Source organism: Rheinheimera baltica DSM 14885, from assembly GCF_000425345.1.
GTDB classification, from domain to species: Bacteria; Pseudomonadota; Gammaproteobacteria; order Enterobacterales; family Alteromonadaceae; genus Alishewanella; species Alishewanella baltica.
The window spans coordinates 14407-26089 of sequence record NZ_AUDG01000007.1 but is presented as its reverse complement, the minus strand read 5'-3'; the positions used below and the strand labels follow the sequence as shown (position 1 = coordinate 26089).

Sequence of the window (11683 nt, the reverse complement as noted above, 5' to 3'; positions counted from 1 at the left end):
GCGCTACTTCTGTAAGTTTTTTTCCAGTACATCGCTGCTGCGCGCAGTTTCAAATGCCTTACGCACCGCATCACGCACTTCACGGCTATTCAACAACAACTTGATGTTGTCAGGGGTATTTGTCAGCGGCTGATCGTTGTCGTCGGTAATCGGAAACTCTTGCCCTGGTACCGGTTCAAAACCAACAAAACACTGCTCAACACGCTTGGCTTCTACGCCAATCATGCCTACATGGTCACCGGCGTCACGCAACGCTTTTAACTTGTCCATATCAGCCTGGGCATCGCTTACCGGCACCGCACGGAAATGGCCGACAAACTTAGCAGTGGCGTAAACTGTTTCACCCTTGTCGTTTAACTGGTCAGTTGGAAACACCACAGACACCAAAGTTTTGAATAATTGTTGTGCTAAGGCAGATGCTTTAATTTTCATAATGTAAAACTCTCTTTCAAATTTGGGTGGTGGCATCCTTGCCGGAATGAAACGCGGTTAGTTAGCGGAACGTCATTTCAAAGTCGTTATCACGCGCAGTTGGCACTACATCCAACACACAACGTAAATGGCTAATGCCATCCACTATCGCGGGGGTAATGCTGTTTAGCTGCAGGTTAGGTATTGCCAGCTCAAAAATATTGCCGTCGTCTACCACGTCCTGGCCTATCTGGTACGCCAGGGCGCCGAATGTTGAAAGCCGCTCCCACCAGTTAAAATCTGCCAACAGCGGCTCTTCAAAGGTGATCTCAATTTGCGGCATACGCGCCACAATTTGCACGCTTTCGTCATTGGTAACGCTGCGGTACACCACGTTGTTGCCCAGGCGGAACACCAAATCAGACATATTCACGGCCTGGCCAAACAGTTCCATAGTGGTAATAGATACCGGATCAGTTTTCATCGGCGTGGTAAAACCAGAATAATCACAGTTCTGGAATGCGCCGGCTTGAGTTGGGTCAACAAACAAACCAATCAGGTTATTAAAAGTAAATTTTGGCAGCGCACTGGTGCCCAGGTTTACTTCCATATTGCAGCGTGCACCCACCATAGGGTGTTTAATTTTGCCGCGGTACACGTGCAAAGTGGCGCTGTCATGGTCGGTCGACACCGGGGTATACACCACTTTTTCAGCAGCGGTAATGGTGGCTTTTAAGCCTGCAGCTTGCAGCAGTGGTGCAATGGCCGGCGGCGTATCTACTGCGCCACTGCCAGCCACATAGGCCGTTAAGGTGCCGGTAATACGCTTGTTGCGCTGAATGCTGCCTTTGCTACCACCGCGCCCGGCATCAAACTCCAGCGCTTCCTGGTCGCCATCTAACAACGTCATGTCAGCTTTAACACGCATAGCATTAGCCGCAGCCGTGGGGGCAGCGTCGGTACCATAAGTGGTTTCAACGGCTGCCAATACGCAGGTATCCTGCTCAAAAATACGCTCGCCCATTAGTTTTTCTCCTTGTGCGCTTTAGCACGGGCCGCGCGGCGTGCCGCCAGGTGCCCATTCTTGCTGTTGTCAGTTTTAACAACCGGTGCCGTTTTTTTCGGCTCAGTTGTTACGCGGGTTTCTGTTACAGCAGCGGCGCTGGCCTCTGCCTGGTCAGGTTTTTTGCTCATTTTCAGGCTCCGTTTACAAAGTAAGTGGTTTCAAACACATCAATCCAAAGCAGGGTGTTTTCGTCGTAGTCCATTACATCGCCTTGCACCCAAGCACAGGCGAAAAACTCGCGGCTTTGCGGGCCCCAGCCAACCAGCGCAGCACGCGCTGCTTTAACCAGGGTTCTTGCGTCATCCAGTTGCTGCTCGCCGTTGCCACTGCGGTAGTTACGCACGGCGGTAATTACGCCAAACACGGCGGTCGCTTGTTGCACATCACGCGCGGTTTTATCCTGGCTGCCACGTTCTTCTGCCAGCACCACATACGCGCTAGGCGTACGAAAATCGCTTAGCGACCGCACTGCTGCGTAATCTGCTGCCCCCTCTACCGTTTGATACATGGGCACCGCATCGCGCAAGCGTTGTTCTATCAGAGTGGTATCCAGCATCAGTAATCCTTTAACGCGTCACGAAACGTCGTGCTACCCTGGGTAAACTCCGGCTCACCGGCACCCGTGGTAACCACCGCATCATCGCCGCCCAGGCTAAACTTGCCTTCGGCCGTCAACTGCAATAACCGCTGCGCGTCTTTGTAGTCGCGCGTAATGGTGTCTTTGTCGTCGGCCTTTAATCTGTCCTGGTGCAAAAAGTACCGGGTAATAGCCCGGCACCAGGTGGTAACAATGCCCGGTACCGGGTTAAGCGGCAGGTAACCACGGCGGCCAAGAAAGCCGTCTATCATCGCTACGGCATCAGCAATGGCGTCGTTAATGCGCGCCAGGGCTGCATCAGCAACAGCGATTTCATCAGCAGGCCAGGCGCTGCGGTCTGCACCGTTTAGCGTGGCCAGCATTAAATCGGTATTCACTACCCGCGATTGCGCCGGTGTGGCCACTTGGGCAAGTTCCTGTGCACCAGGGCGGGCGGCTAACTGCGCTAGGCTGATATACATGGTTAAAATCCACCCGGCTGCGCAATGGCACGAATAACGGCCATTACACCGGTTTGCAAATCAGTGCGGCCAATGTTCAACCAGCGGCCTGGCTGCGCAGCTTCAATGCGTGCCAGTTCGGCTTTGCCAGTATCGCAATCAGTACCTTCAGGGCCAGCGCTTACGCGCTCAGCATCAAGGCGCTGCGCGGCCAGGTAGGTTTCAACTTTATTAAGCAAGGCGCCAAACTCCTGGCCTTTCGCTTTAACCAGATTCATTAACTGGGCTTCTTCGTCATTTAACTGGCGATACCCGGTTATTTTTGGCTGTATTAACTGCTCGGCCATGATCAGCTCCTTACTTTGGTTTGCTATCGGTTTTAGCCGGCGCTTTAGCGGTCGCGGCTTTAAGCTCGGCCTGCAGCCTGGCAACTTCTGCCTCTGCAGAAATTTGGGCCTCTGCAGCTGCTTTGGCTGCCTGCTCAGCTTGCAGTCTGGATTCTTCGCCAGCTGCGATCTTTTTTAATTTGCCAGCTACTTCTGCCTGTAACGCGGCAAGCTGTTCCTGCAGCGTGGCATTTGCAGCAGTCAGCTCTTCAGTAAGGGCTTTTTGCTGCTCAATGGCAGCCAGCTCGTCAGCCTCATTTCCAGAAAGAACGGGTACCAGGCTGCCAGACAGCAAAAATGGCTCAGCCACTTCTGTTGGCAATCCCAATAAGCCGCTTTTAAGCAACAGCTTTATTGGGCTATTTATATGAAACTGTCTCATTTTTGTTACCTCTGCACCCGGCTGAACAGGCAGCCGGGGCTTATCAACACACGTTAATGGGCTAGCTGTTTACACCACGTTTTGCATTAAATAGCCGGCGGTAATGCCGCTTAGTACCGGGCTGCGTTCATACGTCACCGGGTACATCCAGCTCTTGGCATTGTTTTCGTAGTAGGCTTGTTCAACCAGCGGGTTGCCATCCAGGGTATAGGTGTAGCCGAAAGACGGTTCTTCAATGTTCAAGTCGCCCGATTCAGCCGCAACGTAAGCCATTACGACGTCGTTACCCCATACATCAGAGAAATCACCTGACTGCTGATCAGCTACCACCGCACCACCAACAACCACTTCAGGAACATCCCAAAGGCTGGCTAGCATTTCTGCAGTGATTGATTCTTTAGAGGTGTACTTAAAGCGTTCAACGATATGCGGGTTGTTTTTAGCTGCTGCAAAAGCTTTGGCTGACAACAGCACCACGTTAGGGTAAACACCGATACTGGCGCGGATAGCTTCTCTGCCGGTTTCAATGTCATCTGACGGGCTATTGTCGGGATTACTCCATTTTGTCGCCGCTAAGTCGACTTTGTGGTTTGCATCGTAATTAGCAGGGTTACGGGCTAAAGCAGCCTGTTCGTGTTCCAGAGCTAACATCAGACTGCGCATCACGTTATTGGTCGCGCGTTGGCCAAGTTTAATGCCAGGAACAGCTGCTTCCCCGATGTGTTCGCGCGGAACCACGCCTTCCAGTGAATCAGACAACAGAGCATACGGCTTGCCCTGATAACCGAATTGCACCCGTTTGGTACCTGCGCCAGGTGCGCGCCGTGCGTTGTATAGTAAAAATGCTTCTTTACCGAACTCAATAACCTGGCCGCCGCGCTGGCCAACAGGTACACGAGGAAACAATTTAGAGCCTACTAACGTTGGTTGTTTGTAGCCCTGGGCGTGTGTTGTCAGGATTGGGTCAATTACCCGTACCTGACCATTATTCATTTGTGGCATGGTTTTCCCCTTAGTTAGGAATCAATAAAACTTCAATCCGGTCACCATCAACGGCGGCGGCTGTTAAAGCGCGGCCGACAGTAACGCCAGCGGTCTTAGCCACCGCTTTTCCATCAGCACCTACCTCCACGAGTCCATCGACAGCAACAGCGCCGCCGGCAACAACAACAGCAGTGCCGATCACATCAACTGGTGCCGCTTCGCCTACAGCAGCATCAGAGCGGGTTACGCCCAAGCTATTACCTGCCGCAGTTGAGGTAACACCGGCACCTGTTACAAACCGCTCTGCAGTTAATGCCGCGGTGGCGATAACAGTCAGCGTTAATAAGCTAATTTTTTGCATTGTCGCTTCCTCAGCTCACTGCGCTAATGGCAGTGTTGTAATCACATTTATGCTGTGCCTGATAGGCCAGCGCTTTGTTGTGCAGCGCTAAACGCTCTTCATCGACCGAGTAACCGGCCGGAGCGGCGAACGATGCCACGTTTGTTTCATCACCTGCGGCACCGCGCTCTGCAAAATCAACCCGTGGCGGCAGGCCGGTTAAGAAATCCCGGAACCAGTCAGCCTGTGGTTGTTGCTCTGTTTTGCCATCTGCTGCTGCAAAAGACACTGTGTCGCTTTCGGTCAGGCTGGCCATAAACGCCACTGCACCGGTTTCTTCGCGCGGCAGCAACTTACCGTCTGCTACCAGCTGAGCTGCAAAGCTGGCAATTTCACCTTGCCGGGCTTTACTCTCTTTATCTGCCAGGGCTTGTTCACGCTCTGCCAGGCTGGATTCGCGGGCAGCAAAATCTGCAGTTTGCTGCTCTGCTTTTTTATCTTTATTAGGGTCCACTGTGGGCTCCTCCGTTGGTTGGTTTTGTGGGGCAGCAAACCCCGGCGTATGTACATCTGAAATACGTTCCCGCTCGCGTTGCGTTTCCAGCTCCTGCACCACGTAATCTGGCAGTGCTTTGTCAGCTTCATCTGAACCAAACTTTTCCAGCATCCAATCACGTAGCCCGCGAGCCAGCCGGCTTAATGACCACAGCACGTCCATATCACTGGCGGCAAACTCCACTGTCACTACATCGTCGGCGCCGCTGGCACCAAAAGACGCAGCTTTCAGTCCGGGAATTGCAGGTGCATGCGCGCCTAAAAAGCCAACATGCTGCAGGTACCATTTACCTGGCTTAGGGTTGGCTGGGTGTTCTGGTGGAAAAAAGCTGGCTGAAATTTTTGGGAAACGTTTTTCATTTACCAGGGCGGCAAATTGAGGCTCAACGTCTACTGGTTCGGCTTTAAGAATGGTGTTATCCAGGCTCAGGCTGTTAACCCAGCCATAAGCCGGGGCGTCCATTGATGGATGGCCAACCACAAGTGGGGCAGAAAACACTGCCGGATCATAACCACTAACGACTTCGTCAATAACGCTGTCGGTAAAGTCCCATTGACGGCCCTTACTATCAGTACGCTTTCCGGTTTTAAAAATTTCTAGTAGGTTCGGGGTTGGCATGCTGGCCTCTGGTTCCCAATTAATAATTCAGGTTTCAGAGGTCAGCGTATGTTTTTCTGGTTTCAGTGTCTTTTGAACGGGGGCTAAACTTTTAAAGATGGCGTAAAGGCATTTATAAACGTTTACAAGCGGGGTTTAGGGGGTGCTGTCACACGGTGACAGCACTAAAGGGCTTTAAATCGCTTACAGTGCGTTTCTGGTGGCTATAGCATTTTGCAGGTAGCGTTGTGTTTTTTGCAATATTGTCGCCTCATCGGCTTTACTGGTGCCCAACCAGGGGCGTGCCGGTATGCGAATAGTGTATGGCCCCACATTCACCGTCTGCACAAAGTTGCTTTTTTTCTTTTTCACAAAGCGGTTGCCTACACTGCCATCTTTGCCCTGGCGAAAGTACAGGTCGCGCTGGCTGGCCTTGCGTTTTATATCGCCACCAAACTGATGTATGGCACCATACTGGCTGTTGGTACCAAACTCTAGCCCTTTATCGTCATACTGGCCGCGCAGTGTGCCCTGCAAGAACCCGCGAAAAGTAAGGATTTTATCCGCGTTACGTCGTTTGGTTTTTGCGTAGCGTGGCGACAAAGCCTGCCAGGCTTTACCATCTGGCGACACTTGTTGTTTAAACCGGGTACGGTGTGCTTGCAGCAAGTACTCGTTAATTACGCCAAACAACGGTGCCGGATGTTCAACGTTTTGAATAAGCCCGGCCAGCTTGGGGCCAATGTCTGATGTTATTACTGCCTTTACGCCTGCCATGTTCTCTCCTATAATTCAGGTTGCTGGTGTAGGTCTGTTCCCGACAATATAGGACCTCCAACTACACCGGTTCCGCCAGTGTCGGCTGGCGGTCACTCCCTTCGGTAAACCCTAACACCCACGCGCAAATCATTAATATCCGTATCCGGGTTAAACGTAGTAATACCTGACCAACCGTCTTTACCCCACTCAAATACTGCCAATGCCGGTACGTTCTGCCCAGGTATCGTAAAGCGAGCGATATAGCGCCGTCTTACTACCGTTTTACCACTGGCGTTGTGGTATTCCATGCGCACCCAAATTTCATCAGGCTGTTTAATGGCCTCTGCCATCAGGGGTAAGTATTGGCCGCGCTCGCGCTTATCGGCTTTTAGGGTGCCGGTTTTACGGGTGGTGAATAGCTCACTGCCCATTACCAGCGCGCTGCCTAACACGTCTTTAAATACTGCAGGCTGCTGCAGCGTAGCACCAAACTCTGCCAAAAACGCGCTGGCATAATCGGCATCGGGCAAACCTTTTGGCAATAGCCTTTCTGCAGGCACGTTGCGGGCTGCTGGCAAGGCGTCAGTGGCTCTGACATTAGGTAGCCCTGGCCCTCCGGTAGCGCCGTCAATTGCTGGCTCTGGCCGCTCTGGTGGTATGGCACTTTGCAGCCGGCTTTGCCCTGGCGCATGTTCAAAGCTCGGATCGATACCAGCAGGTACTTGCACTTCAAACGGGCCGTCTGGGCTGCGCTTACCAATCAGCTGGGTTTGCATATTTAACGCCGGGGCTTTATCCGGGCCGGTTTTGCCCTGGGCGCGCAAATCATCTTCAGTTAAACCCTCAACATAGCATTGGCAGCCCCAGCCATTGGGCGGGTAATGCGTGCGCCACCACGGATCATCGGCACGTAATACCAAGCCATCCCACGCCTGGTGCTCTGGCCGTGGGTCTTCTACCGCGTCACTGTGCCGGTACCGCCAGTAAGGCAGCGCGGCTGTTTGTGCCTGCAGCTGCTCGTAGCGCCCGGCGTTATAGCTGCTAAACAGGTTAGTTTCATAAATTACCCGGCTACGCCATTCGCGGCCGCCGTTATAGTCCCAGCCGTACTTGGCCACAATGCTGTCAAAGTCTTTGCGAAACTGCTCCAGCGTAGTGCCATCGGCTATGGCTTTATCAACTGCGGTTCTAAAATCTGCCAGCAAGTCATCCCGGTTCGCACCGGCGACAACAAACGCGTAGTCGTTTTCGCGGTTATAAATATCTGTCCAGCTTGTTGTGGGGATATTCAGCTTTTTACGAAAAAAAGCAATTTGCTCCGCGAACGGTACCGAACCGTAACTGACGCTGGCCATCAGTTTGCACCTGGTTTAACGTCATCGCGGCCAGCAAGGTTTGCGGCAACAGTAGCGTTAGCCAACGCATCAGCGTATTGCTCCAGTGACATATCCGGGTAAGCCGTTAGCAGCTTGTCGCGCAGGTCTTCCATATCACTGGCACTGTTGGCCAGTTCACGTACCTGGTTTATCCAGGCGTTAGTGGCCGGCGCCAATGTTGTGCGGGTTTGTTCCAACATTTGCTGTGGTGCTGGCATATCAGCTGCAGCAAACTGCGGTGTTGCTGAAGTCTTTGCCGGGGGCGGTGTCTGGGGTTTTTCTTCCCACCCATCACCATAGTTTTCCTGTACATATTGCAGCGAGGGTTTATACCCCATGCCAAATACTTTGCTGTCCCGTTCGGCGCGTTTAGCGGTGTCTTCGTCTGGTTCAACTTTGCGGTAAACCCTGGGTGGCATGGCGCCAGGAAAGTTCCAGTCGACTAACCAGCGCACTATGCTACGGTTAAAGCTCTCGCATACCAGATCGGCGTCAGCTTTGATAATGTCCAGCCGGACATCAGATTGCAGCTCGTCGTTACCCAGGCGGCCAGGCGTGCCCTGGGTACTGGCGGTTTGGCCAAGTACCACCTTTGAAATTGCTGCATCCATTTTGTCATAGAACGTAGCATAGTCACCGGTACCGCTGCGTTTGGCTTCCAGCAGCTCGATTATCATGCCTTCAGGTACCGTTATGCCACTGTCAGTGGCTATGGCTTGCAATGCCTGCAGTAATTTCTGTTTTTGCGCTGGGTCGGTGTTATTGGCGTTGTATTTACCTACTGCCGTAGGCTGGCCAAACTTTTCCAGGAACAGCAGCCAGTACTTTAAACCGTTGCGCTTAAAGAAAGCCGGCCAGTACAGCCAGTGGCCAAGGCCCAAGCCATAGGCATCGTCGTCATTATCCGCACCACAGCTAAAATTCCAGAACTTACGCGCCGGCAACAGTTCCCCCATCGGTTGGGCGGGCGTTCGCATACGCAAACGGTTTAACCCATCGTAGCCAAAGCGGCGGCGGTTACGTACTTTAACGTCTGCCAACGCAATATGCTGGCCGTCACGTACATACATGGCTTCAGCAACACCAAAGCCATAAAACACCCCGTACAGCATTTTGTCAGTAACATTGTCCCAGCCTATGTTCTGTAGCTGCTCACGCAGGTAATCTGCGGCAGCTTTATCTTTGCGACTGGTTCCACCGGCTTCCACTTGCCAGTTTTTACCGACCACCGCCAGGCGGCGCTGGTTAAAGCTGGTGGCCACCTGGTCATCCCGTAGGATCTCACTGTAAATCTTAAAATCACCACCACCACGTAGGGTCAGCACGCTATCGTTTACCGGCTGAATGCTAAGCGGGTCTAAGTAACCTCGGGTAACGTCTTTACCATCGGCCGTGGTGGCAACTTCTTCCATAATCGGTTTTTTATTCTCTGCCATGTTAGTAGCCTCTAAAGTCGTTATTGCCTGATACCGAACCAAAACCAACATCGGTAATTATTGCGCTGCGCTGGCCATCAAACCCCGCCTGGCTGGGTCGTGGTCCGGTGGATTGAAAGTCAATAGGGGCGTTGGGTTGGCTGGCAGCATGTATCGCCAGGCCCAATGCCCAAAAGTGATCGGCGTGGCCATCCACTGTGCGTTCTGCAGCAAAGCGGATATTGCCGGCCGCGGTGACTTGCTTGGTTACCTGGCGCAGGTCAGCGCGTATTTTGGGGTCGTGCGGTATGCGTAGCTTGCGATCTTCCATTGCGCCACGAATCGGGTATGCCAGGGCTTCTTTTACTTTTGGTGTAAAGGTAACGGCCTCCACCCGGTTAACCCCAAAGTAGTCCTGTGCATCATCTGCCCAGCCAATACCTAAGCCGGTGGCATCAATACAAATACGGTCACAGCGCTGCAGCCACGGCCACATAATGGCCTCTTGGTCACTCTTACGCATGTTTTGCATGCGCTCTATGTGCCGGGTGTACAGTACATCGCCCAGCTGCTCTACAATCCACAGCACGGTTAAGTCTTTCTTGCGGCCAATGTCTATGCCAGCGTAAAGCCTGCCGCCTTCCAGTGCTGTCCAGTTGGCGTTAGCGGGGTATTCGCTCGATGCAATAAGGTCATATTCTAAAAACGCCACATCGTCATCAGCGGGGTTACACATATACTCTTGCTGAAACGACTCTTCATCGGCACAGCCAGAGCGAACAAAGTCAAAATACGCCGCTTCATCCATCGCCTGGCGTTCATCGTCTGCAGGCAGCATCTGTTGCAGCTTGAACAAAAAGCCTTGGTCTAACGCGTCTTGCAGCGTTACGCGGTGCAGGCTGATCCCTTTGGGGTTGCCGTTCTCGCGTACTTCACGCACTAGCTGGTTAAAAAAGTTGTGGCTACCCCTGTGCGTTGAAATCACTTCCATATTACCGCCCCAGGTAATGCCGGGGTAAGCAATAGACCACAGCTTGCGCGGGTCCGGGTGCAAGGCAAATTCGTCTAGAATACGGCCACCACGTTTACCGGCCTGAGCATCCGGGTTTGAACTCATTGAGTGAATGCGCTTACCGCTGGCGAACTGCAACACGTAGGCGGATATTCTGTCTTTGGGGTCAATAACCTGCTCGCCTAAATCTTTGGCTGCCAGGTTCATAATGCCTGCCCACATTTTGCAGTCTTCAACAAACAAGCGGGCCTGCAGGTCATCGCGACTACTTACCCATTGGTCATGCTTCGCACCTGCAGCTGCTGTGCGTTCGTTGGCTGCATAAGCGGTAGACCAGGACAAACCAATCTGCCGTGACTTTTCCATCAGCTTTAAGCGGCTGTTGTCAGTTATCCACTTAGATTGAAACGGCAAAAATATCCCGGCTTTATTAGCCGGAATACACTTGGCGTTGCCCCTGGTTTTGGTCATGAGTTTATCCCTAGCGCTTCACGAATGGCGGCGCGGGTTTCGTCAGTAACGCCGCCTTTAGTTTCCATTGCCGCTAACCTGGCTTTTTGTTCATCAAGCAGCAGCTTGCGCCCACGTTCTTCAGCTTCAACCTGGTACTTTTTCAGCGTTACGCTGCTGCGGGTTAGCGTGGCAATGTTCTTGGCGGCGTCTGCCAGCAGGCCCACACGCTCGGCTGGCGACATATCTTCGTTGCTGACGTCCTGTAGGTTCATAATGGATTCAAACAGCTCAGACTGGATCATTGCCGTTAACGCTTCTGAGCGCGCGTCTTCTCTATCGCCTGCCTGGTCGCGGATAATCTTGGCCGCTTCAGTACTGGCCCGTATTGCTGCTAAGCGCCGTTCCAGCTTCTGGCCGTAGCGGCCAACCGCACTGCGGCTGGGCAAATCGCCAGACTCCGCTTCCTCCGGAAACTGCTGCTGCAAATCAGCTATAAGCTCATCCAGCGTTAACTTATTGTCTGCCAGCTTGCCGTGAATATAGGCTTTTACTACATCGGGTAGCCGGTCTATTGAGGATTTACGCGCCATAGCTGTCACCAGTACTTAGCTGGGCGGGCAATGCCAGGCGCACAGTCAATGGTGTACTCGGCAATGTCGGTACCGTAGCGGGTAAGATCAGCAAACCAGCGGCCTGATGGCTCTTTTTTCAGGTCTATCAGCTTGCGGTCGAACAAATAATCCATTTCACGGCGTAGCTCCAGTGCAGTTGCATCCGGGTATTCTGATTGCGCCACCGACAATATTGGGCCTTCGTATGCACCAATAGGCCGGGCATTATTAAGCGTTAACAACACCAGCCAACGCAGGCTTTCACGGCGAATTTTAGCGGTATCTATTTGCGACATA

At 52.7% G+C, this 11683-nt stretch carries 16 protein-coding genes; all 16 read right to left on the bottom strand.

Annotated elements, in window-relative coordinates:
* Window positions 1-3: 3 nt before the first annotated feature.
* The 16 genes from H595_RS0104305 to H595_RS0104230 all read right to left on the bottom strand — a co-directional run bounded on the left by H595_RS0104305 (window position 4) and on the right by H595_RS0104230 (window position 11682).
* Window positions 4-432, bottom strand: coding sequence for a hypothetical protein (locus H595_RS0104305; protein ID WP_037053665.1), 429 nt, complete (start codon window positions 430-432; stop codon window positions 4-6).
* A 61-nt stretch (window positions 433-493) separates the two neighbouring features.
* Window positions 494-1435, bottom strand: coding sequence for a phage tail tube protein (locus tag H595_RS0104300; protein WP_027670088.1), 942 nt, complete (start codon window positions 1433-1435; stop codon window positions 494-496).
* Window positions 1435-1605, bottom strand: a complete 171-nt coding sequence (locus H595_RS24090; protein WP_156885920.1) for a hypothetical protein — start codon at window positions 1603-1605, stop codon at window positions 1435-1437. Before H595_RS24090 ends, H595_RS0104300 begins: the two co-directional genes overlap by 1 nt.
* Window positions 1606-1607: 2 nt before the next feature.
* Complete coding sequence (locus tag H595_RS0104290; RefSeq protein WP_037053661.1) at window positions 1608-2033, bottom strand: phage tail terminator protein; 426 nt, start codon at window positions 2031-2033, stop codon at window positions 1608-1610.
* On the bottom strand, window positions 2033-2536 hold the full coding sequence (locus H595_RS0104285; protein ID WP_027670086.1) for a gp436 family protein: 504 nt from the start codon (window positions 2534-2536) through the stop codon (window positions 2033-2035). Before H595_RS0104285 ends, H595_RS0104290 begins: the two co-directional genes overlap by 1 nt.
* Before the next feature lie 2 nt (window positions 2537-2538).
* Window positions 2539-2862 carry an Acb2/Tad1 domain-containing protein gene (locus H595_RS0104280; RefSeq protein WP_027670085.1) on the bottom strand — a complete coding sequence of 108 codons (324 nt, stop codon included), beginning with the start codon at window positions 2860-2862 and terminating at the stop codon, window positions 2539-2541.
* 10 nt (window positions 2863-2872) lie between these two features.
* Complete coding sequence (locus H595_RS0104275; protein ID WP_027670084.1) at window positions 2873-3283, bottom strand: hypothetical protein; 411 nt, start codon at window positions 3281-3283, stop codon at window positions 2873-2875.
* A gap of 69 nt (window positions 3284-3352) precedes the next feature.
* Window positions 3353-4285, bottom strand: coding sequence for a major capsid protein (locus H595_RS0104270; RefSeq protein ID WP_027670083.1), 933 nt, complete (start codon window positions 4283-4285; stop codon window positions 3353-3355).
* Between the two features lie 10 nt (window positions 4286-4295).
* On the bottom strand, window positions 4296-4628 hold the full coding sequence (locus H595_RS0104265) for a capsid cement protein (RefSeq protein WP_027670082.1): 333 nt from the start codon (window positions 4626-4628) through the stop codon (window positions 4296-4298).
* Window positions 4629-4638: 10 nt separating this feature from the next.
* Window positions 4639-5781: a hypothetical protein gene (locus H595_RS0104260; protein ID WP_027670081.1), complete on the bottom strand. Its 1143-nt coding sequence runs from the start codon at window positions 5779-5781 to the stop codon at window positions 4639-4641.
* Between the two features lie 183 nt (window positions 5782-5964).
* Window positions 5965-6537 carry a phage virion morphogenesis protein gene (locus H595_RS0104255; protein WP_027670080.1) on the bottom strand — a complete coding sequence of 191 codons (573 nt, stop codon included), beginning with the start codon at window positions 6535-6537 and terminating at the stop codon, window positions 5965-5967.
* 92 nt (window positions 6538-6629) lie between these two features.
* Window positions 6630-7874, bottom strand: coding sequence for a PBECR2 nuclease fold domain-containing protein (locus H595_RS0104250; protein ID WP_027670079.1), 1245 nt, complete (start codon window positions 7872-7874; stop codon window positions 6630-6632).
* Entirely contained in the window at window positions 7874-9331 is a 1458-nt protein-coding gene (locus tag H595_RS0104245) for a DUF935 domain-containing protein (protein ID WP_027670078.1), read from the bottom strand. The genes H595_RS0104250 and H595_RS0104245 overlap by 1 nt, the downstream gene beginning before the upstream one ends.
* A gap of 1 nt (window position 9332) precedes the next feature.
* A complete protein-coding gene (locus H595_RS21620) occupies window positions 9333-10793 on the bottom strand; it encodes a phage terminase large subunit family protein (protein ID WP_037053656.1) in 1461 nt (486 codons plus the stop codon).
* The gene (locus H595_RS0104235; protein WP_027670077.1) at window positions 10790-11365 is read right to left on the bottom strand and encodes a phage protein Gp27 family protein; all 576 of its coding nucleotides are present in this window, start codon (window positions 11363-11365) and stop codon (window positions 10790-10792) included. The genes H595_RS21620 and H595_RS0104235 overlap by 4 nt, the downstream gene beginning before the upstream one ends.
* A gap of 5 nt (window positions 11366-11370) precedes the next feature.
* On the bottom strand, window positions 11371-11682 hold the full coding sequence (locus H595_RS0104230; protein WP_027670076.1) for a hypothetical protein: 312 nt from the start codon (window positions 11680-11682) through the stop codon (window positions 11371-11373).
* Between the last annotated feature and the right edge of the window lies 1 nt (window position 11683).